This window comes from Sphingomonas sp. GCM10030256 (assembly GCF_042666415.1).
In the GTDB taxonomy this organism is placed as follows: Bacteria; Pseudomonadota; Alphaproteobacteria; order Sphingomonadales; family Sphingomonadaceae; genus Sphingomicrobium.
In genome coordinates, this window is record NZ_JBHTDI010000002.1 from 334,956 (window position 1) to 360,539 (window position 25,584).

The following is a 25,584-nucleotide window of genomic DNA, read 5'->3' on the forward strand; positions in this document are numbered from 1 at the left end:
GGGCTATCCGCCCCTCTGGCCGCCGGAGCTTGCTGGGTTCTGCTCTACCGCCACGATCATGGGGCCCAACGGCGCAAAGCTGTCCATGCGGTTGTTCGCCGGGTCCCATAGTGAGCTGACCGACCCATCGAAGTAAAGGGCATCGACCGAGTTGAACTCGTCGCGCAGCACTCGAGCCAGCTTGCCGAACGACACGGCGTCGTCGCTGATCACGAATACCGGCGTTCCGCCGCGGTCGACCCCTACGCCGTTGCGGGCATACCGAGACTCGCCATCCGCCTCAAAGCGCGGGTGCAGCTTGCCGTTGATCAGCAGGAGGGGTCCGGACTGGCTTGCAAGGACCACGTCTTCGCCCCGATAATCCGAGGTCGGCACCACGGCTGCCGACCCGTCGCCCCGGACCAGGAACACTCCGTTGGGCATCAGGTGGAAATTGCCGGTCCCCCGGCGACGATTGATCCGATGCACCTCCTTGCCCGAAGAGACGGCAAGTCCGATCGGTCGTCCTTCCTCATCGAACATCCCGGCATTCATCGCGAACTGCACGTCTTCGGCCCGCCCGCCGAGGGCTGCGCCCAGGGCCGCAAAGCTGCGAAGCGGCGGATCGTCCGCACCGGCCGCATACAGTTCAAGCCGTGCGTTTGCCGGCTTACAGGCGGTGAACCGGCTTTCCTCGAACATGATGGAACGGCAGACGCCCTCAGCTGCCGATAGCTCGCCGGAAGGCTCGACTTCGCCCTGCCGGCAGGATGAAAGGAGAAGCAGAAGCAGCACAACCACGAGACGCATGATCTCGACGTGGCGGCTTCAACCGTGATTGTCGATGCCGAGTTCGCTCAGCTTGCGGTAGAGCGTCGAGCGGCCGATCCCCAGCCGGCGGGCGACTTCCGTCATCTTGCCGCGATAGTGGCCGATCGCCAGGCGGATGACGTCCGCTTCGATCTCTTCCAGGGCGCGCAGGTGACCGTCGCCCTTGAACAGGTTCACGGACGGGCCCCCACCAATCGCCTGATCACTGGCCGCCTTGCCGATGTCGGGTGAGGTATCGCTAGAGCGATTGCTGAACCGCGATTGCATGACAATGTGCGGGAAGTCGTCGGCGGTCAGTGCGGCTCCGGTGCTTTGGAGTGCGGCGCGGAACAGGACGTTGGACAATTGCCGGACATTGCCGGGCCAGCCGTATCGCATCAGCACCGCCAGCGCCTCATCGTTGAGCGACAACGGACGAATTCCAGGCTGTCCCGTGATCCGGGCCAGCAGGTGACGGGCCAGAGAGGGGATGTCGCCGCTTCTATCGCGAAGGGGTGGGACGACAACCGAGGTGGACGACAGTCGCTCGCGGAGGCCCGGATGAAAGGAGTCGGGCAGCGCGGCGGAGCTTGTCGCGATCAGCCTGACGTCCACCGAGTGGCTGCCATTGCACCCAACCGGACGGACCTCGCCAGTGGCGAGAACGCGATCGAGCGCCTCCTGGGTCTCAACTGGCAGGTTTCCGACCTCGTCGATCAGCAGGGTGCCGCCATGCGCCTCGACCAGCTTGCCGACCCGCTCCGCGAACGCGCCGGGGAACGCCCCGGCAACATGGCCGAACAACTCGCTGTCGATGATGTTGGCCGCGACAGCACGGCAGTCGATCTGCAGCAGCGGGCCGCGGGCGCGATGTGACATGGCATGGATCGCCCGGGCGATGGTCTCCTTGCCGGTTCCCGGTTCGCCGACGATCAGCACTGGCAACCGGCTGCGCGCCGTCTTGGCGGCGACCGCGAGCGCGGTCCGGAATTCGGCCGAGCCGCCGACCATTTCTTCCAGTGCCAGCGCCGGCGCAAGCTTCTCGGAGAGTGGAGCGAGTTCGCCCGCGGCCCGCCGGCGGTCCGAATTGACCGCAAGCGCCTCAACCAGCCGTTCGGGTGCGACCGGGCGAGCGAGGAAGTCGGACGCCCCGGCTCGCATTGCCTCGACGGCCTGAGCAATCGATCCGCCGTCGGAAAGCACGATGATCGGCAGTCCCGGGCGGTCGGCGCGGAGCGCTCGGACCAGAGCGGGGCTCTTGATCGTGTCCCAGGCGCCGATCAGCACTGCCCGGACCTCATGCCCGTGCTGCCCGCTCAGCATCTCCATCGCCTCGGCGGCGCTCGGCGCGCCGATGGTGTTCCACCCGGCGCGGGACGCGGTTGCGGATACCAGCCGCCGTTCGGCAGCGTCCGCATCGACGAGCAGCAGGAATCGAATGGTGTCAGCGCGCATCGGGCACTCCTTTGCGCCTTCCGCTTTAGGCTCCAACCGGTAAAGCTCGTCTTAAAGGGCTTGGGAGCGCCCGGCGCCATTGTTATGAGGCGCGCAACGACACGGTTCAGGGGACATCACATGGCCGAACATCAAATCAACCAGAACGAGGCCGGACAGGTAGACTTCGACGTCCACGCCCGCGACTACACGCGCATGATCAAGCTTCTGAAATATGGCGCGATTGCATCGGTGATCCTCGCCTTCCTAGTTCTTCTGATCATCGCGAACTGACGCGCCGCGTGAAGATCGCGGTCCTGAAGGAAACGGCAGCGGGCGAAACCCGCGTGGCGGCCACGCCTGAAACGGCCAAGAAGTTCATCGCCTTGGGGGCGGAGGTCGCCGTTGAGCAGGGGGCGGGGGCCACCGCCTCCATTTCCGATGACGATTACCGCAGTGCCGGCGCGGCGGTGGCCTCGCGGGCCGATGTCCTCGCCGGCGCCGGGGTGATCCTGTGCGTCACCGGGCCCGATCCTTCATCGCTCGCTGGCACCTCGGCGGGAACGCTGTTGGTCGGCTCGCTCGACCCGTTCCGCCGCCGCGAGGCGATCGACGGCTACGCAGCCGCTAACCTTCAGGCGCTGGCAATGGAGTGGATGCCACGCATCACCCGTGCTCAATCGATGGACGTGCTCTCCTCCCAGTCCAACCTCGCCGGCTACAAGGCGGTCCTGGAAGCCGCCGCCGCCTACGGTCGTGCCTTCCCGATGATGATGACCGCGGCCGGAACGATCAGCGCCGCACGGGTGTTCGTCATGGGCGTCGGGGTCGCCGGCCTGCAGGCGATCGCCACCGCCCGCCGACTCGGCGCGCAGGTCAGCGCCACCGATGTCCGCTCCGCGACGCGCGAGCAGATCCTGTCGCTCGGCGCCAAGCCTGTGTTCGTCGAAAATGTCGCCGGCATCGAAGGGGAGGGAGCGGGCGGCTATGCGACCGAAACCTCGGCGGAATATCGGGCCGCTCAGGCGGAGCTCGTTTCCAGCCACATCGCCAAGCAGGACATCGTGATCACCACCGCGCTGATCCCCGGCAAGCCGGCGCCGCGCCTCATCTCCGATGCGCAACTGGCGACCATGCGGGCGGGCAGCGTGGTCATGGACCTTGCCGCCGAAGCGGGTGGCAATGTCGAGGGCACCGTCGCGGGTGAGTCCGTCCAGCGCCACGGCGTCACGGTCATCGGGGCGACCAACCTGGCGCGCTCACTGCCCGCCGACTCCTCCGCGCTTTACGCGCGCAACCTGTTCAACTTCCTCAGCGCCTTCTGGGACAAGGTGCAGGGTGGGCTGGTCCTTCCCGACGATGACGAGATCGTAAAGGGCGTCCGGCTGACCAAGGATGGCGCGGTCGTTGCGGAACGCCTGACCGCCTGATCAGCCGGGCAGCACGCAGACGTCGACCCACCGGGCCCGCGTGGTGCGAGCCAATTCGTCAGGCTGCATCTCGACCGACGAAGTTCGTGTTCCAGCGGCGGGGAACACCGTGGCAAAGGCCCGCAGGCTCATGTCGCAACAGACGGGCAGGGCGGTCTTCAGCCCGAAGGGGCACACGCCACCAACCGGATGGCCCGTCAGCGCAAGCGCCTCTTCGGGGCCAAGCATCCGCGGTCTTCCACCGAACACGGCCTTGCGCTTGGCATTGTCGAGCCTCGCGTCGCCGCGGGTAACCAGCAGCAGCACTTCGCCCGACACCCGGATGCATAACGTCTTGGCGATCCGTCCCGGCTCGACGCCCAAGGCAGCGGCGGCATCCGCCACCGTCGCAGTGCTCGCGTGTCCGTCGACCGCGCGCACCTGGGGCGCGTGGGCGGCAAGCCAGGCGCTGACGGATGGCGAACTCACTTAATCTCCAACCAGATGGAGCACAATTTCCCGAGCGGAGGGCTGCCGGCGGTGCTCGAACAGGTAGATGCCCTGCCAAGTCCCAAGCAACATTCGGCCGTCCGCAACCGGAATCGCCAGGTGGGTCTGCGTCAGGGCAGCGCGGAGGTGCGCCGGCATGTCATCGGGGCCCTCATCGTCATGTTCGTACGCGCCGTCTTCCGGAGCAATGCGCGCGAAAAATCGCTCCACATCGCGGCGGGCGGCCGATGCCGCATTCTCTTGGATCAGCAGGGAAGCCGATGTGTGGCGGCAGAAGAGGGTGAGCAGTCCGGCACCGATTGACGCGCGACGAACGAAACCAGCCACACGATCGGTGAACTCGAACAGCCCCGGGGAGGGCGCGGAGACCTCAAGTGATTCTCGGACTTGGCGCATCCCGCGCAGCTAATCTCCCAAAAGAAAACGCGCCAGCACAAGACTGACGCGTTGCTCTTGTTTGCCGACAAACTCGCCGGACAACAATGGGTTAAGCGTTAGCCGCGCGAACCCGTGTTGCCGGTGCCACCGCCGAGAAGCCAATCCCAAAAGTTCATCACACATCCCCTTTGTACGCACAGCAACTCGCGCTGTCCGGGGGACGTTAACCTTAATCATTATGGTTAGCAAATGAGTAAGTAGTTCAGGCCACTCTCCTGCCGTTCTGCAGACGCAGCCGTTGCACCAACTCGCGAACGCCCATCGGCCGTCCGACCGCGAAACCTTGGGCAACGTCGCAGTCCAGCGCGCGAAGATCCTCGAGGGATTGCCGATCCTCGACGCCCTCCGCGACCACTGTGCGTCCCAGGGAATGAGCAAGCGCAATTGTTGATTGCACCATCAGCCTGTCGCTGCGGTTGACGCGCATCGCCTTGACGAAACTCTGATCGATCTTGATCTCGTTGGCTGGCACCTTCTTGAGGTAATCGAGGGTCGAGAGCCCTGTGCCATAATCGTCTATGGCGATGCGAACGCCCCGGTTGCGCAGGGCGTCCAGTATGATCAGTCCATCACCCGCATTATGAAGGGCGGCTGTCTCGGTCAGTTCCAATGTCAGCTTGTGCGGCTCGAGCTGGTGAACTCGGAGCAGCTCGACCACCCGGTCCACAAGCTTACGCTCCGAAAGCAGCCGCGCCGACAAGTTGACCGCGATCGTAAACGGTATGCCGCGGCGGTTGATCGTGGCTGCGCTCGAAATTGCACGCTCCAGGACGAAGTCGGTGAGTTTTCCGATGCGGCCATGAGCTTCGGCAACGGTGACGAACTCGGTCGGACTGATTGGTCCCTTGCTGGGGTGGGTCCATCGCGCAAGGGCCTCGGCGCCAGTGATCGTTCCGGATCGCAGGTCGACCTGCGGCTGAAATGCGAGCCAGACCTCGCCGTTGTCGATCGCCGTGTCCAATTCCCCGAGCAGCGAAAGTCGCCAGCTGACTTCCTCCTGTCGCTCCGGGTCGAAATATTTCCATTTAAGCCCGTCACTCCATGCTTCATCCGCGGCCATCAAGGCACTGCCTAAGCGGTTGCCGAGAGATCGCGCGCTCCCTGCTTCGACGCCGAAGGTTATTGCCACGTCCACTGAATGGTCGCCCGTTCCGATTGGAGCCCGAAACAATGCGTGCAGGGCTTCCAAGTGGTTGCCAACGGCGGCTTCTGCGCCTGCGAAGAAGGCAAATACGCCTTCGTCGCCATGGAAGATTTGCTCGACCTTATCGGCGACTTGGAGTCGATCCACGATCTGACGGACGAAATCTCTCTCGTTTCCGCTCGCGAGGGTGGAGGCGATTTGCGCGAAGTTGTGAATGCGGGCCGCCACCAGGATCCGGTCAGACCCTGACTTGTGAAGCCGCAGAGCCTCAAGGTTGGGCAGTTCCGTGGAGTGATTCACGAGTCCCTTTTGCCGCCAGCGTTGAATATTCAACCGGCAAGCCCACAGAGTGATCGCGAACAGTCCAGGAACAATGTCCATGAAGATCAACAGTGTTTCGGAAATAAACTGTCCAATGACGAGGCCAATAGCTAGGCAGGCGAGAGCGGCATTTCGTGACTGCATGCTACGAAGGCGGAAGATTCCGACAATCGCGACCAAGATAAAGACTGTGGTCCCCAGCCAGCCCATGTCAACGGGGTGTCCCTGACGGAGTGTTTCGGCGCCAACGATCTGGACAACCGATCCTGACATGCGGCCGAGCCCCGGTATCCAATACTGGTCGCCGATTTGTTCCGAAAAGGAGGCGATCACAGCTGTCTTGCCTGCTAGGTCGCCTCGATTTATCCTTCCTCTAAGGAGGTCGGCGGCAGCAATGGTGGGGATGGTGTCTGCCCTGATTGAGTAGTCGATCTTGAAATCACCGGACTGTTCTACTCCAGCTATCTTTGCCCCGAATGAGGGAACCACTTCTCCGTTCAAGTTTGCTGAATAGGGCAGCTTCCAGACCGCATGCTGGTAATTGTAGGTAACGCCGATGTGCGCGATTTCGGCATGTTTTGCGAACATCGGCATCGGGGTGCCGACCCGGCCAGTCACCTGCTTCATCGTCGCAGTGGCCGCTCGCACCGGCAGCACCACCTTGCCCGAGTTCGCGATCGCCTTCGCCAGGGCTTGGTCGTCCGCCGCGTTGGTCGGGGCGTCGTAGGATAGATCGATGAAGATCTTCTTCGCTCCGCTGACCGTGGCCCGGTCGATCAACTTCGCCTGGGTTGCCCGCGGCCATGGCCATTCTCCCACCTCGCTGAGCGAACGGTCGTCGATCGCGATGAGGATGATATCCCCGCTGGCCCGCTGCTTGTGGAGGGCGTTGCGCGCGACGCGCATCGAGTTTTCGATTATGCTGCCCAATCCAAACGTCCCGAACAGCAGCGACAGCACGGCTGTCCATAGCAGAAGTTTAACGGTCTGCTGGCTCTTTGCCTCTGGAGCGTTGAGTGGGTCCGAGCGCATCTCGCCGTACCGTGTCCGCGAAAAAGGTTAGGAAATCGGAAACCTACTGCCGCAGCCGGAGGGACATCGGTTCAGATCGGACCCGATCCTTGCCTCGCGAAAAGAGCTCTGTCCTACCGCCGCGCACCTGTGCCATGCTGGCGGGAAATGGCGGGAGCATTCTTATTCCAATCGCCTTTACAACGGACTTGCGACCCGGTGCGGCTCCCTCGCGCGCAGGTGTGTGCGTCCGCGTTGAGGCCTAAACTTACTCAACTTCCACGTGTCTAAAGGGAGGCCTGATGGACTTCGTTACAATCGTGTCGATCTTCGTCCTGGCCTGTTTCGTCGGCTATTTCGTGGTCTGGTCAGTCACCCCCGCCCTTCACACGCCGCTGATGGCGGTGACGAACGCCATCTCATCCGTGATCATAGTTGGCGCGCTGATTGCAGCCGCAGCTGCGGGTGGTCCCGGTGCCAAGTGGCTCGGGCTGATCGCCGTGACGCTTGCCAGCGTGAATATATTCGGCGGCTTCGCAGTCACCCAGCGTATGCTCGCGATGTACAAGAAGAAGGAACGCCGCGATGCATGAGGTCGCGGCACAGCCCGCGTGGGTGATGATCGCCTACCTGGTTGCGGGAGTGTGCTTCATTCTCGCGCTTCGCGGCCTGTCCAGCCCCGAAAGCAGCCAGCGCGGCAACCGCCTCGGCATGGTCGGCATGGCGATCGCGGTCGGGACAACGCTCGCCATCCACGAGCTTGCGAGCCTGCCGGAGGTTCTGGCCGCCATCGCCATCGGCGCAGTCATCGGACTGGTCACCGCCCGCCGCATCCAGATGACGGCAATGCCGCAGCTGGTCGCCGCCTTCCACAGCCTCGTCGGCATGGCGGCCGTACTGGTCGGGGCCGCGGCGTTCCTTAACCCGGATGCCTTCGGCATCGCCGCCCGCATCACCCCCATCGCGTCCCCAAGCTTCCTCAGCATCCTTCCGGTCAGCCGGGTCGAACTCGGCCTGGGGGTCGCGATCGGCGCCATCACCTTTTCAGGTTCGGTGATCGCCTTCCTCAAGCTCAACGGCAACATGTCGGGCGCCCCGATCCTGCTGCCCGGCCGGCACGTCATTAACCTGACCGTCCTTGCCGCCATCCTGCTACTGATCGCTTACTTCACCCGTGATCAGAGCCCGTGGGTATTCTTCACCGTAATGACGCTCAGCTTCGTCATCGGCTTCCTGCTGATCATCCCGATCGGCGGCGCGGATATGCCGGTCGTGGTGTCGATGCTGAACAGCTACTCCGGCTGGGCTGCCGCGGCGATGGGCTTTACGCTGTCCAACACGGCGCTGATCATCACCGGCGCGCTGGTTGGAAGCTCGGGCGCAATCCTCAGCTACATCATGTGCCGGGCAATGAATCGCAGCTTCATTTCCGTCATCGCGGGGGGCTTCGGAGCGGTCGCTTCCTCTGGCAGCGCCGAATTGATCGACCGGCCGTACAAGCGCGGTTCGGCCGAGGATGCCGCCTTCCTGATGAAGCAGGCCGACCAGGTGATCATCGTTCCCGGCTACGGCATGGCGGTCGCGCAGGCGCAGCACGTCCTTCGCGAAATGGGCGACCTGCTCAAGAAGGAGGGCGTACGGGTGAAGTACGCCATTCACCCCGTGGCGGGCCGGATGCCGGGGCATATGAACGTGCTGCTGGCCGAAGCGAACGTGCCTTATGACGAGGTGTTCGAGCTTGAGGACATCAACTCGGAATTCGCGCAGACCGACGTTGCCTTCGTGATCGGCGCTAACGACGTCACCAACCCGGCGGCGAAGACCGACAAGAGCTCGCCGATCTACGGAATGCCCGTCCTCGACGTGGAAAAAGCCCGCACCGTGCTATTCATCAAGCGGTCGATGGGCGGCGCCGGATATGCGGGTGTCGACAACGAACTTTTCTACCGCGACAACACCATGATGTTGCTTGCCGACGCCAAGAAGATGGTGGAAGAGATCGTCAAGGCGCTTGGGTAAGCGCCCGAATCGGACATCTGCATCTGGGTTGAAGCCCCCAGCCGGTTACTGCGGTTGGGGTGCCGGCGCGAGGGAACATCTGGTGCGTAAACTGGGCATTATCGGTGGCCTCACCTGGGCCTCTACCGCGCTCTACTATGAGGCAATCAACAAGTTCGTCGCGGCCCGGCTCGGCGGGCTGCACAGCGCGCTGCTGGCCATCGAAAGCCTCGACATGGCGCCGATCGCCCGAATGCAGCAGGCCGAGGAATGGCTGACCGTCGGCCACATGGCCGGCGACGCCGCCCGGCGCTTGGCGGCAAGCGGGGCCGAGGGCCTCATCATGACCTCCAACACCATGCACCGTGTCCACGACGACGTTGCATCCGCGGCTGGCCTTCCCGTGATCCACATTGGCGATGCCGTCGCCGAACGGGTGGCCGCGGATGGGGTCAAGCGCGTCGCCCTGTTGGGGACCCGCTTCACCATGACCCAGCCATTCGTCCGGGAACGGCTGGAAAGCCGCGGGCTGGAGTTGGCAGCGATCGACGGACCTTGGATGACCGAGGTCGATCGGATCATCTACGAGGAACTTGCCGCTGGCCGCGTTGTCCGGGACAGTCAGCGCAAGCTCAAGACGCTGCTCACCGAGCTGTCCAAGAAGAAGGTCCAGGCTGTGGTCCTGGGTTGCACCGAACTGGTGCTTGCGGTGGAAACCCGCGCCAACGTGCTGCCTGTCTACGACAGCACCGCCATTCACGCCCGCGCCGCAGCGGAGTGGATGCTCGCGGAGGGACAGGAGGCGAGGGCGGCTGCCTGATCCCGGGCGGGTTGCGCCCGGCCTGCCGCGACCTAAGTACGAAGCATGAACCGAACGCCCGCCGACCGACCTCATCATCCGCGGGCGACTGAGCGCTTCAACGAGGATCAGGCGACCCACACGGTCCGCGGCAGCGACGCTCCTGACCTGGAAGCGGGCATCGCCGCGATCCGCAATGTGCTGAAAACGCTTCCGCCGCGCCCTGGCGTGTATCGGATGCAGGATGCCAAGGGGGACGTGCTCTACGTCGGCAAGGCTCGGGCCCTCAAGCAGCGGGTGACTAACTACACCCAGGTTGGGCGACTTTCGAAGCGGCTGCAACGGATGGTTTCGCAGACGCGGTCGATGACCATCGTTACGACCCGTACGGAAGCCGAAGCGCTGTTGCTCGAGGCGCAGCTGATCAAGCGCTTTCGCCCGCCCTACAACGTGCTCCTGCGCGACGACAAAAGCTTTCCCTTCATCCTCCTGCGGGAAGACCACCCGTTCCCTCGGGTGCAGAAGCATCGCGGCGCACGTCGGGCAAAAGGCCAGTATTTCGGGCCGTTCGCCAGTGCCGGTTCAGTTACTAGGACGTTGAACGCGCTGCAGAAGCTGTTCCTGCTGCGCAGCTGTTCCGACAGCTTCTTCGCCAATCGTTCGCGGCCGTGCCTGCTGTACCAGATCCGTCGCTGCTCGGCGCCCTGCGTCGAACGAATCGATACCGCTGCCTATGCCGATCTGGTCGAGGATGCGAAGAACTTCCTCGCCGGCAAGTCGACCGGGGTGCAGCAGCGGCTCAGCAAGCTCATGGCCGAAGCGGCGGATAAGCAGGATTTCGAGCTTGCAGCCGTCTACCGTGACCGGCTGCGCGCGCTGACCTACATTCAGGGCAGCCAGACGGTGCACGCTGAAGGTCTCGGCGACGCGGACATCTTTGCGCTGGCCTGCAAGGGCGGGCACACGTGCATCCAGGCCTTCTTCATTCGCGGCGGGCAGAACTGGGGCCATCGTTCCTTCTTCCCCGCGCACACCAACGACGTCCCGGAAGAGGAGGTGCTCGCCAGCTTTCTGGTCCAGTTCTACGAGGACATGCCGCCGCCCCGGCGAGTGCTGGTCGATCGCGACCTGCCGGAGGTTGACCTGCTGAACGAAGCACTGTCCGAGCGAGCAGAGCGCAAGGTGACGCTGGAACGTCCGCAACGCGGCGACCGCCGCAAGCTGATGGAACAGGCACGCCGCAACGCGGAGGAAGCACTCGACCGGCGCCTGGCCGAGAGTACCACCCAAGGCAAGCTGCTGCGCGAATTGGCCGAAACCTTTGAGCTGACGGACGTGCCGAAGCGCATCGAGGTCTACGACAACAGCCACATCATGGGCACGAATGCGACTGGAGCGATGATCGTCGCGGGGCCGGAAGGCTTCCGCAAGAACGGCTACCGCAAGTTCAACATCAAGTCGGAGATCACGCCGGGCGACGATTTCGGCATGATGAAGGAAGTGCTCCAGCGCCGTTTCGCGCGGTTGGAGAAGGACGATCCCGACCGGCAGAGCGGCGAATGGCCGGACCTGCTGTTGATCGACGGCGGCAAGGGCCAGCTATCCGCCGTGTGCGAGATCATGGAAGACGCCGGCGTTCACGACGTCCCTGTCGTCGGAGTTGCCAAGGGACCCGATCGCAATGCCGGGAGGGAGGTGTTCCATCTGCCGGGTGGCCGGGAGATCACGTTTCCGCCGAACCACGCCTTGCTGTTCTATCTCCAGCGGCTCCGCGACGAGGCTCACCGGTTCGCGATCGGCACGCATCGGGCTAAGCGTGCCAAGAGCCTGACGACCTCAACGCTGGACGAGGTGCCGGGCATCGGCCCGAACCGCAAGCGAGCGCTGCTGATGCACTTCGGGACCGCAAAGGCAGTCAAGGGTGCGGCGTTGGAGGATCTCGAGCGCGCCCCGGGCATCAGCAAGGCAATGGCACGGCAGCTGCACGATTACTTTCACCCCAACGGCTGACGTGCGGATCGACACGCCTGCCATCGTTGTTGCGCTGCGCAGCCATGGCGAACATGGCGCGGTGGTCCGCCTGATGACTCCGGCGGACGGATTGCAGCCCGCTTATGTCCGCGGGGCCCGGGGGCGGCGGATGCGGCCGGTGCTGATGGCCGGCAACCTGGTCCAGGCGCAACTGGCGGCGAGGACAGACACGCAATTGCCGCAAGCCACAGTCGAGCTGACCCACAGTCGCGGGCCGTTGCTCGGTGAGCCGCTGCCGGCGGCCGCGATCGAATGGTGCTGCGCCCTCGTCGCGGTGGCCTTGCCGGAGGGGCAGCCCTATCCCCGGCTGTTCGAAGCACTGGACGGGCTCCTTGCAGCGATCGAGGCGGCTCCATCGGCGAGCGGGTGGGGCGCGGCGCTGGTCCGGTTTGAACTGCTGCTCCTTGCAGAACTCGGCTTTGGCCTTGACCTGCAGCAATGCGCGGTGACGGGGGCAACGGAACGGCTGGTGGCAGTCAGCCCGCGCTCCGGACGGGCCATCAGCGCTGCGGAGGCTGAGCCTTACGGCGTGCGACTGCTACCCTTACCCGCCTTCCTGCTGCACGGCGGTCAAGCCGCATGGGCGGAGATCATGGACGGACTCGCGCTCACCGGTCACTTCCTGCAACGCGACATCCTGACCGACCGCACCGCGCCGCTGGCGGAGGCGCGCAGCCGACTGGTGGAACGCTTGCACCGTGCCGCCGGACTCGCCTAGCCTTCGCCACATGACCAGGACGCCCGGCTTCGACACCATGGCGGTGCTCTTTCCCCACGAGGCTATGACTCGGGACATCACCGTCCGGGTTGCCGTCAGCTACCTAGCGGAGCAATCCTCGCCGGCGAGCGGCCGCTGGTTCTGGTCCTACCATATCCGAGTCGAGAATAACGGTGAGCGCAGCGTCCAGCTGTTGTCGCGCCACTGGCAGATCACCGACGGGCGCGGCGTTCTCCACGAAGTCCGCGGGGAGGGAGTGGTCGGGGAGATGCCGTTGATCGCTCCGGGGGGCAGTTTCGACTACGTATCGGGCTGTCCGCTGGCGACGCCAACCGGGAGCATGGTGGGCAGCTACCGGATGGTGGATGAAGGCGGCGACGCGTTCGAGGTTGCCATCCCCAAGTTCCCGCTGATCGGCCCGGCCTGAGCGGTGCACATCTTCACCATCGGCTATGAGGCCACCACTGTCGGCGACTTCCTCGAAGCGCTGCGAGCGGCAGGAGTAAAGCAGGTGATCGACGTCCGCGCCTTGCCGCTCTCCCGCCGACCGGGTTTCTCCAAGAGCCCGCTGCGGCAATCCTTGGCGGAGGCGGGGATCGGCTACGTCCACCTGAAGGCGCTGGGCACGCCGCCCGCGGGGCGTGAAGCTGCGCGGAAGGGCCGGCACGAAGAGCTTGAGCACATCTATGCCGGACAGTTGGAACTGCCGGAGGCGGCGGCGCAGGGAGCCCAGATGCTGGCCCTGGTCGAGGAGCAGCCAAGCGCGCTTCTCTGCTACGAGCGGGAACCCTCGGGCTGCCACCGCTCATTACTGCTGAAGTGGATCGCACCGGCGGCGAAAGTGACGCACCTGTTCGCCTGAGGCTCGGCGAGCGGCCGAACCTCAGGCATGTTGAAGGACTAAACTTCGGACGGTTCGGCAGTCTTGGTTTCGCTGATGATCAGCGCCTCGATGTCAGGGATTGGACGACCGCTCATTTCCTTGTTGACGGTGCACACCACCCGCCGCTCGACCTCCTTGTGGAGCTCCTTGCGAAGGACGCCCAGAGCCTTGGGCGGAGCAACAATGCAGAGGTGCTCGAAGTCGTTGCGGAGCACGCGCTTGCGAAGCTCGTCGGCCGCTTCCTTCACCCAGTTATCCTCTTCCTGCTGCTTGAAATTCGTTTCTTCCATGGCCGGCCGGTGAGTGTCGCCGCGGGCGCCTCCCGCCGCAGCGGTGCCCGGCGCATCGGTCTTCAAATCCCGATCGTGGTGGGCGTCGTCACGTTCGTCATGCGCTTCGGTTCTAAGGTCGATCTGGTTTTCATCGCCCTGATTGCGGAAGAACAGCATCTTCCGTCCATCAAGGACGAGCACGAGCGCATTGTTGGGAATCGGCATTCCGGTCTCCTTCTGTGTCGGCAGAAGAACGACACGCCCAGTGCCCGCGTTCCCCTATTCGCCGTCCGTTTCCGCGGTATCCGGCGCATCGGGGACCAGGTCGACCGGCTTGTCGAGCTCCTGCTCGCTGGTGGACGCACCGTCGTCGGGCGCCAGCTCGTCGGTGATCGGCTCGATTTCCGCTTCTTCGCTTTCGTCGATCCGCGCGACCCCGACGACATGCTCGTTGTCGGACACGCGGAAGATCATCACGCCCATGGTGTTGCGGCCGGCAATACGGATGTCGCCGACAGTGGTGCGAATGATCTTGGCTTGATCTGTCACCAGCATCAGCTGCTCGCCGGGCTTGACCGGGAAGCTTGCCACCACCCGGCCGTTGCGGGCCGAGGTGTCGATGTTCGTGATGCCCTGGCCGCCGCGGTTGGTGCGGCGATATTCGTAGGCGGAGGTCCGCTTGCCGAAGCCGTTCTCCGTCACGGTAAGGATGAATTGCTCCTTCTCCGCCATCTCGGCGATGCGCTCCGGCGACAGGCCGCAGTCCACGGCCTCGCGCTCGCGCCATGGCGGGCACCGGAGATAGGCTTCGCGCTCCTCCTGCGTAGTTCCGGCCCGACGCAGGATCGACATGGAGATGACCTCGTCGTCGCCCAGCAGGCGCATGCCCCGGACGCCGGTCGAGGTGCGGCTCTGGAATTCGCGCACGTCAGTCGACTTGAAGCGTATCGCCTTGCCGTTGCGGGTGGCGAGTAGGACATCGTCCTCCTCGCTCAGCAGTGCCACCCCGATCATTCGATCGGTCACATCTTCCCCGTCGCCGTCCTCGGTCGAGCCGAAGCGCATCGCGATCTTGCCAGCGGTAGGGATGTTGCGGAACGAATCCATGCTATTGCGCCGCACTGTGCCGTGCGCAGTCGCGAACATGATGTGCAGGTCGCTCCAGCTGTCCTCATCCTCGGGCAGGGGTAGGACGGTGGTGATGACCTCGCCTTCCGAAAGGGGAAGCAGGTTGACCATGGGCCGGCCACGCGCCGTCGGCCCGCCCTCGGGCAAGCGCCATACCTTCATCCGGTACACCCGGCCGAGGTTCGAGAAGAACAGCACTGGGTTGTGGGTTGAGGTCACGAACAGGCTGGTGACCGCATCCTCGTCCTTGGTGCTCATCCCCGAGCGGCCCTTGCCGCCGCGCTTCTGCTCGCGGAACAGGGTGAGTGGGGTGCGCTTGATGTAGCCGGTCATGGTCACCGTCACGACCATGTCCTCGCGCTCGATCAGGTCCTCGTCCTCGATCCCGTCGGCGGCCGCGGCAAGCTCGGTCACGCGTGGTGTCGCGAACTCTGCCTCGACCTGGTCGAACTCCTCGCGCATCACCTCGTACAGGCGAGCCCGATTGCCCAGAATCTCAAGCAGTTCGGCGATCGTCTTCGCAAGCCCTGCAAGCTCGTTGCCGATCTCGTCGCGGCCGAGCGCCGTAAGCCGATGGAGCCGCAGCTCCAGGATCGCCTTCACCTGCAGTTCGGACAGGCGGTAGGTCTCGCCCGCCGCCTGCGGCTCGACCGCTTCGACCAGCGCGATGTACGGCCGGATCTGGTCGCCGGACCATTCGCGATCGAGCAATTTTTCCCGCGCCTCGGCGGGGCTGGACGAGCCGCGGATCAAGCGGACCACTTCGTCGAGATTGGTGACGGCAACGACGAGGCCAAGCAGGATATGCGCGCGCTCGCGAGCCTTGAGCAACTCGTACTTCGAGCGGCGGGTGATCACCTCTTCGCGAAACTTGACGAAGCTCTCGATGATGTCGCGCAACGCCAGCGTTTCCGGGCGGCCGCCGCGAATGGCCAGCATGTTGGCCGGAAAGGAGGATTGCGCAGGGGTGTGGCGCCACAGCTGGTTGAGCACGACCTCGGGCGTTGCGTCGCGCTTCAGCTCGATGACGATCCGCACGCCTTCGCGATTGGACTCGTCGCGGATGTCGCTGACACCCTCGATCCTCTTGTCCTTGGCCGCTTCGGCGATCTTCTCGACGAGGCCGTTCTTGCCGACTTGATAAGGCGTTTCGGTCAGTACGATCGCGCGCTTGTCGCCGCGGTTTTCCTCCACATGCGCGCGGCTGCGCATCATGATCGAGCCACGGCCGGTGGTGTAGGCGCTACGGATACCGGCCTGACCGAGGATGATCGCTCCGGTGGGAAAATCCGGCCCCTTGATGTGGTCCATCAGCCCTTCGGACGTGATCGCAGGATCGTCCAGGAAGGCCCTGCATGCGCTCAGCACTTCACCCAGGTTATGCGGCGGGATGTTGGTCGCCATTCCGACTGCGATCCCGCCGGCACCATTGACCAGCAGGTTGGGGAAGCGCGCCGGCAGCACCTGCGGCTCGCGCTCGGAGGCGTCATAGTTGGGCTGGAAGTTGACAGTGTCCTTGTCGATGTCGCCGAGAAGGAAGTTTGATACCTTGGCGAGCCGTGCCTCGGTGTAACGCATGGCCGCGGGCGGATCTGGATCCATCGATCCGAAATTACCCTGGCCGTCGATCAGCGGAACCCGCATCGACCAGCTCTGGGTCATTCGCGCCAGTGCGTCGTAGATCGCCTGGTCGCCGTGCGGGTGATACTTACCCATGACGTCGCCGACGATGCGGCTCGATTTGCGGTACGGCCGGCCCGCGACATAGCCCGCTTCTTGGCAGGCGTGGAGAATGCGGCGATGCACCGGCTTCAGGCCATCGCGCACGTCCGGCAGCGCGCGGCTGACGATCACCGACATGGCATAATCGAGGTAGCTGGTCTTCATCTCCTCGACGATGGAGATGGGGGCGATGTCGCTGCGGTCTTCCGCCGGCGGTTGGGTGGCCAAGAGTTTTCCTGTCTGAAACGGCTATGCGAACGGGTGCAGCAACACCGCGCTACCCCCTGGAAAGCTGCCTAGCCGATCGGGTGCCTCCGCGCCACCCCCGCGCCCGTACGCGCGCGTACGCGAGAAGCCACCATGCGACGCGGCTCAGGCCGACCGAACGAATAAAGGTCGGTCGTCGGTTGAGCCCTCGGGCTGGTGCCTCCAGCCACCCACGTCAAAACTAGGGAGGGCCGAGGGCTCGGCAATCCGCTCCTCGCATACCCACCGCGCCATCGTTCCCCTCGCCACTTTCGCGACGAAGCTCTGGAATTGCATGCCCTTGGCGGTCCGGACCCGGAAATCGGGCGCGATCACCCGAATCCCACGCTTGGGCAGGTGAGGGCCGACCGCCGCGAAATATTCGTTGCTGGCGAGATTCAGGAGCGTGCCGGACCCGTCTTCGCGCAAATCCGACAGCACGGCTCGGGCAACCTTGGTGCCCCAAAAGTCGGTCAGGCTGTCGTCCTTCGGGGACCAGCGCGTCCCCATCTCGAGCCGATAGGGCCGAATGCCGTCGAAGGGGCGGAGTACGCCATACAGTCCCGACAGGATGCGCAGGTGAGCCTGGGCATATTCCAGCGTTGCTTCGTCTGCGGAAGCCGCATCGAAGCCGCGATAGACGTCGCCAGCGAAAGTGCGGATCGCGGGCCGCTCCTCGGCGGCCGCAAACGTCTTGAACCGGGCGGCATTCAGCTCGGCAAGTTGCGGCGAGATGTGCATCAGCTCGCCAAGCCGAGCGGCGCCCAGCTTGGCGGCCGCCCGGGCAAGCCGGTTCGCTTCGGCAGCAAAGCGGGGCGCGCGCGGCTGCTCCTGGAACGGGGTGGACAGGTCGAGGCTTTTGGCCGGCGATACGAGAATGATCACGGCATGTCGGCTAGCGGCTTGCCGTCCTTGCGTCCACCTGCCGAGATTTAGCCAACCTTTTCAGGTGGTTCAAACAACATTCAGGGGCGTTGCGCGAGGAATGGTGGAAGCGGGGGCGGAACCGCTATAGAGCCGCCTTCATCAACATGTCCCGCCGGCTGTTGGCCGGCTCAACAGGAGATTGGCATGACCTTCACCCGGACTGCGCTCGCCGCCGTTCTCGCGCTTGGAGTTGCTGGGATCGGCATTCCCGCCAGCGCGCAACAGCAGCCTGCCGTCAAGGTCAAGATTTCGGCCGGTGCGAGCAAGGCGATCCTAGCGCTCGAGAGCGCCGTACGGGCCAAGGATTACGCCAACGTGCCGGCGCGACTTGCTGCTGCCCACGCGGCGGCCAAGACCAACGACGATCGTTACGCGATTGCGTCGCTTCAGTATCAGGCTGCGGTCGGATCGAACGACAACGCCGGAAAGCTTGCCGGTATCGACGGCATGTTGAACTCGGGCGTGACGCCGGCCAACCTCGTCCCGCAGCTGCGCTACAACCAGGCACAGATCAAGTACGCCGCGAAGGACTATGCGGGCGCTTCGATCGCGGCCGAGGCCCTTCTCGCCACCGATCCGAACAATATTGACGCAAATCTGCTGCTGGCCGAAACGCGCAATGCCCAGGGCCGGACCGCGGAGGCCGTTCCTCTTCTGCAGAGGGTGATTTCTGCCCAGAAGGCCTCTGGCCAGAAGGTTCGCGAGGATATTCTGAAGCGTGCAACCGGCTTCGCATTTCAACAGAAGCTGCCGGCTGCGGGTGCCATCGCGCTGGAATGGGCCAGCCAATATCCGACCGCGAGCAATTGGCGGGACGCGATCCGCGTCTATGAGGTGTCCACCGGCATCACCGACGAAGACCGCGTCGACACCATGCGGTTGGCGCGCGCGGCAGGTGCGCTGACGACCGAGAATGACTTCCAGCGCTATGCCGCCATCATGTCCAACAGCGGCTATCCGGGCGAGGTGAAGGCAGTGCTGGACGAAGGCGTTGCGGCCGGCAAGATCGACCGCAGCAAGCCGATGTTCCGCGACCTGTATGCGTCCGCGTCAGGCAAGGTCGTCGCTGACCGGGCCTTGCTGCTCGTATCCGAGAAGACTGCCACGGCGGGGTCAAGCGCACGGCCATTGACCGCCGCCGCCGACCGCTACCTGAGCTATGGGGACAATGCCAAAGCCGCGGCGCTGTACCGTGCTGCGCTGGGCAAGAGCGGTGCCGATACGAACCTCGTCAACCTCCGGTTGGGGATCGCTTTGGCGCGGTCGGGCGACAAGGCAGGAGCCGCCGCGGCCTTGAACGCCGTGACAGGTCCGCGGGCCAACGTGGCCAAGCTGTGGACGACCTGGCTCAACAGCCGCGGCTGACACCTGCGGGTTGAATGGCGGAAGGGCAAGGCATTGCGCTCAGTCCTTCCGCCGATCCTGTCTCGAAGCAGGACAGTTAACGGCCGAACTCTTTCCCCGACCTGATTTGCTTTCGTAAGGCGCTGTAGCGGCAGATTAAATTGTCGTTATGAGGCTGGCTTGCGATTCGATGACCGCCTGATCACCGTGCTTCGTCACTCCCCGGCGCATTCTCGCGACCGGGTGGTTCAATGGCGCCAGATCGTGGAGCTGCTTGCGCGTGGAGCCTGCCAGGGCAACCCAGCCGTTCGCGCCGAAGCGCTCCAGCGGTTGGAACAGCTCGCGCCGGATGTGCCGGTTGAGGTCCGCTCGGCGGCGGTCCGGGCGATCGCGGGTGCCCCCGTTGCGCCGGACCTGATGATGCTGGTGGTCGCCGACCGTCCCGAGGTGGCGGCGCCGCTGCTCCATGCGATTCCCGCGGATGAGGACGTGTGGACACGTCTGCGCGCCGCTGCTTCGGCCGAGGTGGGCGACATGATGGACGCCCTGCGGCCAGCCCGGGCGAAGCCTGCCGAAGTTGCCCCGCCGCCGCAGGACCTGATCGCGCGGGCCCCGGCATCGCCTCCGCCAGTCGCGAGCGATCCCGTGGTCGACCGCCTTTCCGCAGCAGCCCCTGCTTACATCGACAGCCGACCTGCTCAGCGGCAAGGGACGGGGCGGCTGTTCCGCTGGGAATGCGGCCCGACTGGTGAAATCGACTGGGTCGAGGGTGCTCCCCGCGCCGCGCTGATCGGTCGCTCGATCGCCGACGACCTCGACCGCCGCTTCGCCGCCCGGCTGCCGTTCGAGGACGAGGCACTGGTTCTCGCCGACGACGGGTTGCTGGCCGGGGCGTGGCGGTGGAGCGGATCGCCGGCCTTCTTTCCCGACACCGGCCGCTTTGCCGGCTATCGGGGAGTTGCCCGGCGGGAGGGCGCTTCGGTCGAGGCAGCGCCCGTTGGGCACGCGCTGCCGCCGCTCGACGCCGATCAGTTGCGGGAATTGGTGCATGAGCTGCGCACGCCGCTGAATGCGATCATCGGGTTCGGCGAAATCATCGACGGCCAATATCTCGGCCCCGCGCATCGGGCTTACCGCGAACGCGCATCGGAAATCGTCGGGCATGCCCGGCGGCTGCTCGGGGCGGTAGAGGATCTCGATCTCGCAGCGAAGTTGCAGGCCGGACGACAGGATTCGGCCGAGGGCGCCAGCGTGGACGAGGTGTTTCCCGCGCTCCGCTCGGCACTGCTCGAGCAGGCAACGGGGCAGGGGGTTGCCTTGGGGATCACGGTTCGGCGCCATGGCCAGCGCTGCGCTGTTCCGCCCGACCTGCTGATGCGGTTGTCGCGACGGTTTCTGGATGCCGTGCTGGGAGTTGCCCAGCCGGGCGAACGACTGGACCTGACCATGGATCGCGCCGGGCAACATCTTGCCATTGCCGTGGATCGGCCGCGCGCAACCCTGGGAGTGGGCGAAGACCAGTTGCTCGATCCCGCGTTCGATCCGACGGAGGACGCAGCTCTCGGCATCGGCTTCGCCCTGCGCCTCGTCCGCGGCCTGACCGGGATCGCCGGAGGCCGCCTGGATGTCTCGACGGACCGGCTCACGCTCCTGCTTCCCGCCGCGGACGGGTGAGTGGTGGGCCCGGAGGGATTCGAACCCCCAACCTGGCCGTTATGAGCGGCTGGCTCTACCATTGAGCTACAGGCCCACTCGCGAGGAGGCACAGCGCTTCGGCTTCGCCTTCGCGATCATCGCCGGCCAGGCATCCCCGGATGCCTCAACTCCTCCGCGATGATGGTCGGGGAGACAGGATTCGAACCTGCGACCCTCTGCTCCCAAAGCAGACGCGCTACCAGGCTGCGCCACTCCCCGACGGGCGCGCTCCTAACAGGGGTTGGCGCGCAGGGCTAGCGTTTGTCCGGCTCATTCGCGTTGCGGACGCTCACATCGACGTCGACCCGCTCGACCGCATCTTCGGCTTTGGCCCCGACACGTTCGGCGCGCTCGCCAACCGTCTCCGCGGCATTTTCGATTGCTGGCCCGGCGTTTTGGAGAGCTTCGCCCGCTTCATCCGCCGCGCGGCCGGCGAGATTGCCGACGTCCTCGGCGGTGTTCGCCACCCGATCCTCATCGACGCTCAGCGTGGTGGTATCGTTCGTCGCATCGCGTGAAACGTCGCACGCGCCCAGCAGCAGTATCGATGTGACGGCGAGCAGCAGACTTTTCCTGGTCATCGGGCTTCTCCCTGGTTTGGACTGGCGGCGTTCTGGTCAGCGAGTCGGTCCTGCGCATTGTCGGCCGCCCGCTCGGCTTCCGCCATCAAGTTGGCGGCGCTTGCGGCCGACGGCTCAGGAACTGCGTCGATTGTCTCGTCGGTCGCGCTGCGGTTGCAGCCGGTAAGGGCGAGCAGCGCTGCAGCGGCCAACCACGCCTTCACCGCCGTTTGCCCCTGGGCTGTTCGATCCCGCCGGACAGCACCGCGAGCATGGTCGTCCACGCCGCGACGTTCTGGCGAAGCTGCGCCTTATCGATCTTGTCGAGCGTGTCGTCGGGCGTGTGATGGAGGTCGAAGTAGCGCGTCCCGTCCTGGCTGAGCCCGATACCAGGCAGCCCATCCGCCAACATCGGCCCGATGTCGGAGCCATTAGCCTCATTGAGCGAGCCCGGCGCGATGCCGAGCGGTTCCAGCGCCTTTTGCAGCAGCCGCGCCTCGACAGCACGGTCGGCACCCAGGCGGCTGTCCACCTTCCAGATGCGATCGGCCCCGAAATCGCTCTCGGCGATCGCATAATGCGGGGTTTTGCCCCACTTGGCCCGGTAGTCGAGACCGCCGAACAGGCCGACCTCCTCGGCCCCGAAGAAGACGATCCGGATCGGGCGGAGCGGGCGCCCTGCGTCCATGATCCGCTTGGCAGCGGCGGTGACGATGCCGCAGCCGGCCGCGTCGTCGATCGCTCCCGTTCCCTGGTCCCAGCTGTCGAGATGGCAGCTGACCAGGATCGGCGGCGCGGCGCGGTCGCGGCCCGGCACTTCGGCGATGACATTGCCGGACGCTTGGTTCGGCAAGGTCCGGGACAGCAGGGTGAGCCGCATCCGTACCGGCTGGCGCGAGCGCTGGAGAATGCGATCGAGCTGGTCCGCATCGGGATTGGCAAGGGCTGCCGCGGGGATCGGCTGCGCGCCTTCGCCGAAGGTCTGCACGCCGGTGTGTGGATTGCGATGCCAATCGGTCCCGATCGACCGGATCACGATCGCGGCCGCGCCCTTCTGGCTGGCGACCGTTGGGCCCTGGCGCCGAGCCGCACCGAACGCGCCGTAGCCGGAGCCGTCCTGTGTCCGCGGCATGGCATGGGTGATGTAGACGATCTTGCCCCGAACCTGCCCGGCGGGCGCGGCGCGGAGAGCTTCGACGCTCGCAAAACCGACCACTTCGGCCTCCAGGCCCTGTGGAGCGGTCGACGCGCTATTGCCGAGCGCGGCGAGGACCAGCGGCTGCGGATAGGGTGCGGTGATGCTGGCGGATTCCGCCCCGCGGACCCAGACCGGCATAGTGAAGGGCTCCACCCGGACGTTGGCGAAGTCCATGGCGCGCAGCCGCCGCACCGCCCAATCGCGACCGCGGGCCTCGGCTGCAGTGCCGGCCGGCCGCGGCCCCACTTCAGTGGTGAGATCCTCCGTGAAGTCCCAGGCATAATCGTCGGTCAGCGCGGCCTCTCGCAGCGGCCGCACCCGTTCGAGAGCAGCCAGGTCGACCGGCGCTGGGGCAGCGGCGGTCTGGGCAAGGGCGGGAAGGGCGACGGCAGCCAGAAACGCGGCGGCGAGGAATTTGGTCATGGGCAGGGGACTAGCCGGGCTGTGGGGGCGAAGTCGAGGGGGCGCTGCGGGCGCGAATGTTCACAATGTTCGCGGTAACGCAGGCCTTCGGCGAGTGGAAGTTGAGGAAGTTCAGCCCCCCAACGCGCGCGGAGGTGAGCGCGCGATGCGGGCCGGAGCTGAGCTGCGAAGGGGAAGCGCACGTCATGCCGGCGGCTTGGCAGGCGAAATCCTACTTTGGAAGGAGCGAACTGTGGGCCCGCCGCGGCGGGCGCGTGATCGCTCTTCTGGTGGTTGCGCCACGGTCCTTATGCGCTGGATCGAGCATCGATATCTCGCAGCCTCTTGCCTCGTCTTCATGAAGGCGCTTCACACGGGCACATGCATTCGGGCGACGACATCCTCGGCTTCGACAGGTTCGTCCTCGATCCGGCCAACCGCCAGCTTCGCGAGGACGGGCGAGCGGTGGAACTGAACGGCCGCTATCTCGACGCACTGCTGCTGATGGTTCGGGAGGCGGGGCGGCTCGTGTCCAAGGACCGCTTCATGGATGAGGTGTGGCGCGGCATTCCCGTAACCGACGAGGCGCTGACTCAGTGCATCCGCACGCTTCGGCGCCAGCTTGGCGACAGTGCGGCGGCTCCGCGATTCATCGAGACGGTGCCGAAGCACGGCTATCGGTTCATCGGCGAGGTGCAGCCGGTGGTTGGTGACGAACCTGCTCAGAGGGCCGCAACACTGGCGGAGAATCCGGTTGGCTCTGGTGGCGGAAGTCCCATCCGGCGGGTGCTGCTGCTGACTGGCGCGGGTGTGATCGGGGGCGGAACAGCAGGGCTGATCGGCGGGCTGGTCTACGGCTTTGCCGGCGCATCGCAGCCACTGCAGCCGGGGCTTGGCGCGGTGTCGGTGCTGCTGGTGCTGATGTGCCTAACGATCGCGGTTGCGATCCTTGGCGCCGCTGGGGTGAGCTTTGGGGTCGCCGTGGCTTCGCTCGCCGCGGACCGGCGGTGGATGGTTCCGGGTGGCGCGATTGGCGGACTTGTCGTTGGCGCTTTGGTTAAGCTGCTCGGGCTCGACGCGTTCAGCCTGCTCCTGGGGCAATCGCCGGGGGATATCACGGGTGCGGGCGAGGGGGTAGCAATCGGCGCAGCGGTGGGGCTGGCCGCGTGGCTTGGGTGGGTCAGGAGCGACTGGCCTCGGCCACGCAGAATTGCACTGGCATCCCTGTGCGGCGCCATAGCGGGAGTGCTCGTCGCGCTGCTCGGGGGAACTCTCATGGGTGGCAGCCTCGATCTTCTGGCGCAGCATATCCCGTCTTCGCGGCTGCAAATCGATGCGATCGGGGCCTGGTTCGGGGAAACCGGGTTCGGGCCCGTAACCCGGGTGGTGACGGGCGCACTGGAGGGTGGATTGTTCGCGGCGGGCGTCACGGGGGCGATCCTGGCGGCCCGCCGGGATGTATTGCGCTCCGGCTAACCATCAAGCTCAGGACAAGCGAGGACGTTCAAGTGCCTAGAACAATCTCATCTGAACCCCATCCGGCGGTCGGAACAGGTCTCTTCGCAGCACCGTCTTGTTGTGCCCGAGACCAAAGCGCTTGGCGGCCTTTTCGAACCGGGTCCGGAGCAGGTCCGCCCACGGTCCGCTGCCCCGCATCCGGCTAAAGAAATCCGGATCATTGTCGCGACCGCCGCGCATCGAGCGGATCGTCGCCATCACCTTCGCCGCGCGCTCCGGGTAATGCTCGTCCAGCCAGGCCCGGAATAGCGGTGCGACCTCGTATGGGAGGCGGACCGGCAGGTAGAAGCCAGCCCGTGCCCCTGCCTTTGCGCCCCCCTCGACGATGCTCTCCATCTCATGATCGGTAATCTGCGGCACGATCGGCGCTACGGCCAGGAGAGTCGGCACGCCCGCCTCGTTCAGCCTGCGGATCGCCTCGATCCGCTTGCGGCCGGCTGGAGCACGCGGTTCCAGGGTGCGACTGACGGCAGGATCAAGCGAGGTGACGGACAGGGCAACGGCCGCGAGGCCTTGATGCGCGGCGGGAGCGATCAGGTCCAAGTCCCTGAGAACGCGGTCAGACTTCGTCGTGATCGTGAACGGGTGCCTGGTTTCCACCAGCACTTCCAGGATCGACCGGGTAATTTTCCAGCGTTCCTCGATCGGCTGATACGGGTCGGTATTGGTGCCAAGGGCGATTGGCGCGCAATCGTAACCGGGGCGGGAGAGGGCCGCGTGGAGCAGCTTCGCGGCGTCGGGCTTCACGAACAGCCGGCTTTCGAAATCCACTCCCGGCGACAGGTCGTGAAAGGCGTGAGTCGGTCGGGCGAAGCAGTAGATGCAGCCATGCTCGCAGCCACGATACGGATTGATCGAGCGATCAAAGCCGATGTCGGGCGACCGGTTGCGAGTCAGGATGGACTTGGGCTTCTCGATCGTGACGCTGGTGCGACGCTTCGCCACCCCGTCGAGCGCTTCGACCTCGTCGAGCCAATCTCCCTCGACCAGCCGCTCCTGGAGATTGAAGCGGGTGGGGGTGGCATTGAGCGTCGCTCCACGCCCGTGTGTCGACTCGACCGGCATAGCCCCGTTGTACGCCGGCCGC

Annotated in this window: 24 protein-coding genes and 2 tRNA genes; 12 read left to right on the forward strand and 14 right to left on the reverse strand. The window is 65.2% G+C overall.

The window, feature by feature from the left end; genetic code table 11:
• Positions 1-3 precede the first annotated feature (3 nt).
• On the reverse strand, positions 4-789 hold the full coding sequence (locus ACFQPG_RS09375) for a phosphodiester glycosidase family protein (protein WP_380812354.1): 786 nt from the start codon (positions 787-789) through the stop codon (positions 4-6).
• Between the two features lie 18 nt (positions 790-807).
• Positions 808-2,244 (reverse strand): sigma-54-dependent transcriptional regulator, encoded by a 1,437-nt coding sequence (locus tag ACFQPG_RS09380; RefSeq protein WP_380812356.1) that lies wholly within the window; start codon positions 2,242-2,244, stop codon positions 808-810.
• A 120-nt stretch (positions 2,245-2,364) separates the two neighbouring features.
• Between ACFQPG_RS09380 and ACFQPG_RS09385 the strand changes: the two genes are divergently transcribed.
• Both ACFQPG_RS09385 and ACFQPG_RS09390 read left to right on the forward strand, forming a co-directional pair.
• On the forward strand, positions 2,365-2,517 hold the full coding sequence (locus ACFQPG_RS09385) for an aa3-type cytochrome c oxidase subunit IV (RefSeq protein WP_380812360.1): 153 nt from the start codon (positions 2,365-2,367) through the stop codon (positions 2,515-2,517).
• An 8-nt stretch (positions 2,518-2,525) separates the two neighbouring features.
• Positions 2,526-3,653 (forward strand): Re/Si-specific NAD(P)(+) transhydrogenase subunit alpha, encoded by a 1,128-nt coding sequence (locus ACFQPG_RS09390; protein WP_380812362.1) that lies wholly within the window; start codon positions 2,526-2,528, stop codon positions 3,651-3,653.
• Here the strand turns inward: ACFQPG_RS09390 and ACFQPG_RS09395 are convergent, their stop codons facing one another.
• The 3 genes from ACFQPG_RS09395 to ACFQPG_RS09405 form a co-directional block, all read right to left on the reverse strand.
• On the reverse strand, positions 3,654-4,121 hold the full coding sequence (locus ACFQPG_RS09395) for a YbaK/EbsC family protein (protein ID WP_380812364.1): 468 nt from the start codon (positions 4,119-4,121) through the stop codon (positions 3,654-3,656).
• On the reverse strand, positions 4,122-4,538 hold the full coding sequence (locus tag ACFQPG_RS09400) for a secondary thiamine-phosphate synthase enzyme YjbQ (RefSeq protein ID WP_380812366.1): 417 nt from the start codon (positions 4,536-4,538) through the stop codon (positions 4,122-4,124).
• Between the two features lie 244 nt (positions 4,539-4,782).
• The gene (locus ACFQPG_RS09405; protein ID WP_380812368.1) at positions 4,783-7,077 is read right to left on the reverse strand and encodes an EAL domain-containing protein; all 2,295 of its coding nucleotides are present in this window, start codon (positions 7,075-7,077) and stop codon (positions 4,783-4,785) included.
• Positions 7,078-7,358: 281 nt separating this feature from the next.
• Here ACFQPG_RS09405 and ACFQPG_RS09410 point away from each other — a divergent pair, with 281 nt between their 5' ends.
• From ACFQPG_RS09410 to ACFQPG_RS09440, 7 genes are all read left to right on the forward strand, one after another.
• A complete protein-coding gene (locus tag ACFQPG_RS09410) occupies positions 7,359-7,649 on the forward strand; it encodes an NAD(P) transhydrogenase subunit alpha (RefSeq protein WP_380812370.1) in 291 nt (96 codons plus the stop codon).
• Positions 7,642-9,075 (forward strand): NAD(P)(+) transhydrogenase (Re/Si-specific) subunit beta, encoded by a 1,434-nt coding sequence (locus tag ACFQPG_RS09415; protein WP_380812371.1) that lies wholly within the window; start codon positions 7,642-7,644, stop codon positions 9,073-9,075. Before ACFQPG_RS09410 ends, ACFQPG_RS09415 begins: the two co-directional genes overlap by 8 nt.
• An 82-nt stretch (positions 9,076-9,157) precedes the next feature.
• Complete coding sequence (locus ACFQPG_RS09420) at positions 9,158-9,874, forward strand: aspartate/glutamate racemase family protein (RefSeq protein WP_380812373.1); 717 nt, start codon at positions 9,158-9,160, stop codon at positions 9,872-9,874.
• Positions 9,875-9,919: 45 nt separating this feature from the next.
• Positions 9,920-11,863, forward strand: a complete 1,944-nt coding sequence (uvrC, locus tag ACFQPG_RS09425) for an excinuclease ABC subunit UvrC (RefSeq protein ID WP_380812375.1) — start codon at positions 9,920-9,922, stop codon at positions 11,861-11,863.
• Position 11,864: 1 nt separating this feature from the next.
• Positions 11,865-12,602 carry a DNA repair protein RecO gene (gene recO, locus ACFQPG_RS09430; RefSeq protein WP_380812377.1) on the forward strand — a complete coding sequence of 246 codons (738 nt, stop codon included), beginning with the start codon at positions 11,865-11,867 and terminating at the stop codon, positions 12,600-12,602.
• 37 nt (positions 12,603-12,639) lie between these two features.
• Positions 12,640-13,029: a Co2+/Mg2+ efflux protein ApaG gene (gene apaG, locus ACFQPG_RS09435; protein ID WP_380813112.1), complete on the forward strand. Its 390-nt coding sequence runs from the start codon at positions 12,640-12,642 to the stop codon at positions 13,027-13,029.
• A 3-nt stretch (positions 13,030-13,032) separates the two neighbouring features.
• The gene (locus tag ACFQPG_RS09440) at positions 13,033-13,464 is read left to right on the forward strand and encodes a DUF488 family protein (RefSeq protein WP_380812379.1); all 432 of its coding nucleotides are present in this window, start codon (positions 13,033-13,035) and stop codon (positions 13,462-13,464) included.
• A gap of 38 nt (positions 13,465-13,502) precedes the next feature.
• Here ACFQPG_RS09440 and ACFQPG_RS09445 read toward each other — a convergent pair whose 3' ends face one another.
• The 3 genes from ACFQPG_RS09445 to ACFQPG_RS09455 all read right to left on the reverse strand — a co-directional run bounded on the left by ACFQPG_RS09445 (position 13,503) and on the right by ACFQPG_RS09455 (position 17,738).
• The gene (locus ACFQPG_RS09445) at positions 13,503-13,982 is read right to left on the reverse strand and encodes a host attachment family protein (protein ID WP_380812380.1); all 480 of its coding nucleotides are present in this window, start codon (positions 13,980-13,982) and stop codon (positions 13,503-13,505) included.
• Between the two features lie 54 nt (positions 13,983-14,036).
• Positions 14,037-16,835, reverse strand: a complete 2,799-nt coding sequence (gene gyrA, locus ACFQPG_RS09450; RefSeq protein ID WP_380812381.1) for a DNA gyrase subunit A — start codon at positions 16,833-16,835, stop codon at positions 14,037-14,039.
• A gap of 144 nt (positions 16,836-16,979) precedes the next feature.
• On the reverse strand, positions 16,980-17,738 hold the full coding sequence (locus ACFQPG_RS09455; RefSeq protein ID WP_380812382.1) for a YaaA family protein: 759 nt from the start codon (positions 17,736-17,738) through the stop codon (positions 16,980-16,982).
• Between the two features lie 186 nt (positions 17,739-17,924).
• On the opposite strand from ACFQPG_RS09455, the gene ACFQPG_RS09460 reads away from it, so the two are divergent.
• Complete coding sequence (locus tag ACFQPG_RS09460; protein WP_380812384.1) at positions 17,925-19,145, forward strand: tetratricopeptide repeat protein; 1,221 nt, start codon at positions 17,925-17,927, stop codon at positions 19,143-19,145.
• A 159-nt stretch (positions 19,146-19,304) separates the two neighbouring features.
• Positions 19,305-20,798, forward strand: a complete 1,494-nt coding sequence (locus tag ACFQPG_RS09465) for a histidine kinase dimerization/phospho-acceptor domain-containing protein (protein WP_380812386.1) — start codon at positions 19,305-19,307, stop codon at positions 20,796-20,798.
• 1 nt (position 20,799) lies between these two features.
• Here ACFQPG_RS09465 and ACFQPG_RS09470 read toward each other — a convergent pair.
• From ACFQPG_RS09470 to ACFQPG_RS09490, 5 genes are all read right to left on the reverse strand, one after another.
• Positions 20,800-20,874, reverse strand: a tRNA-Ile gene (locus ACFQPG_RS09470).
• An 87-nt stretch (positions 20,875-20,961) separates the two neighbouring features.
• Positions 20,962-21,038, reverse strand: a tRNA-Pro gene (locus tag ACFQPG_RS09475).
• 35 nt (positions 21,039-21,073) lie between these two features.
• The gene (locus ACFQPG_RS09480) at positions 21,074-21,400 is read right to left on the reverse strand and encodes a hypothetical protein (protein WP_380812388.1); all 327 of its coding nucleotides are present in this window, start codon (positions 21,398-21,400) and stop codon (positions 21,074-21,076) included.
• Positions 21,397-21,603, reverse strand: a complete 207-nt coding sequence (locus ACFQPG_RS09485) for a hypothetical protein (protein WP_380812390.1) — start codon at positions 21,601-21,603, stop codon at positions 21,397-21,399. The genes ACFQPG_RS09480 and ACFQPG_RS09485 overlap by 4 nt, the downstream gene beginning before the upstream one ends.
• Positions 21,600-23,000, reverse strand: a complete 1,401-nt coding sequence (locus ACFQPG_RS09490) for a M28 family peptidase (RefSeq protein ID WP_380812392.1) — start codon at positions 22,998-23,000, stop codon at positions 21,600-21,602. The genes ACFQPG_RS09485 and ACFQPG_RS09490 overlap by 4 nt, the downstream gene beginning before the upstream one ends.
• A 360-nt stretch (positions 23,001-23,360) precedes the next feature.
• On the opposite strand from ACFQPG_RS09490, the gene ACFQPG_RS09495 reads away from it, so the two are divergent.
• Complete coding sequence (locus ACFQPG_RS09495) at positions 23,361-24,455, forward strand: transcriptional regulator (protein WP_380812394.1); 1,095 nt, start codon at positions 23,361-23,363, stop codon at positions 24,453-24,455.
• Positions 24,456-24,491: 36 nt separating this feature from the next.
• On the opposite strand, the gene ACFQPG_RS09500 is transcribed toward ACFQPG_RS09495, so the two are convergent.
• A complete protein-coding gene (locus ACFQPG_RS09500) occupies positions 24,492-25,562 on the reverse strand; it encodes a PA0069 family radical SAM protein (RefSeq protein ID WP_380812396.1) in 1,071 nt (356 codons plus the stop codon).
• Between the last annotated feature and the right edge of the window lie 22 nt (positions 25,563-25,584).

Bases quoted from the DNA above. Each gene is read 5' to 3' on its own strand.
- ACFQPG_RS09375 (WP_380812354.1), bottom strand. From the start codon at position 789: ATGCGTCTCGTGGTTGTGCTGCTTCTGCTTCTCCTTTCATCCTGCCGG.
- ACFQPG_RS09380 (WP_380812356.1), bottom strand. From the start codon at position 2,244: ATGCGCGCTGACACCATTCGATTCCTGCTGCTCGTCGATGCGGACGCT.
- ACFQPG_RS09385 (WP_380812360.1), top strand. From the start codon at position 2,365: ATGGCCGAACATCAAATCAACCAGAACGAGGCCGGACAGGTAGACTTC.
- ACFQPG_RS09400 (WP_380812366.1), bottom strand. From the start codon at position 4,538: ATGCGCCAAGTCCGAGAATCACTTGAGGTCTCCGCGCCCTCCCCGGGG.
- ACFQPG_RS09405 (WP_380812368.1), bottom strand. From the start codon at position 7,077: ATGCGCTCGGACCCACTCAACGCTCCAGAGGCAAAGAGCCAGCAGACC.
- ACFQPG_RS09410 (WP_380812370.1), top strand. From the start codon at position 7,359: ATGGACTTCGTTACAATCGTGTCGATCTTCGTCCTGGCCTGTTTCGTC.
- ACFQPG_RS09415 (WP_380812371.1), top strand. From the start codon at position 7,642: ATGCATGAGGTCGCGGCACAGCCCGCGTGGGTGATGATCGCCTACCTG.
- uvrC (WP_380812375.1), top strand. From the start codon at position 9,920: ATGAACCGAACGCCCGCCGACCGACCTCATCATCCGCGGGCGACTGAG.
- apaG (WP_380813112.1), top strand. From the start codon at position 12,640: ATGGCGGTGCTCTTTCCCCACGAGGCTATGACTCGGGACATCACCGTC.
- ACFQPG_RS09445 (WP_380812380.1), bottom strand. From the start codon at position 13,982: ATGCCGATTCCCAACAATGCGCTCGTGCTCGTCCTTGATGGACGGAAG.
- ACFQPG_RS09460 (WP_380812384.1), top strand. From the start codon at position 17,925: ATGACCTTCACCCGGACTGCGCTCGCCGCCGTTCTCGCGCTTGGAGTT.
- ACFQPG_RS09480 (WP_380812388.1), bottom strand. From the start codon at position 21,400: ATGACCAGGAAAAGTCTGCTGCTCGCCGTCACATCGATACTGCTGCTG.
- ACFQPG_RS09490 (WP_380812392.1), bottom strand. From the start codon at position 23,000: ATGACCAAATTCCTCGCCGCCGCGTTTCTGGCTGCCGTCGCCCTTCCC.
- ACFQPG_RS09495 (WP_380812394.1), top strand. From the start codon at position 23,361: ATGCATTCGGGCGACGACATCCTCGGCTTCGACAGGTTCGTCCTCGAT.
- ACFQPG_RS09500 (WP_380812396.1), bottom strand. From the start codon at position 25,562: ATGCCGGTCGAGTCGACACACGGGCGTGGAGCGACGCTCAATGCCACC.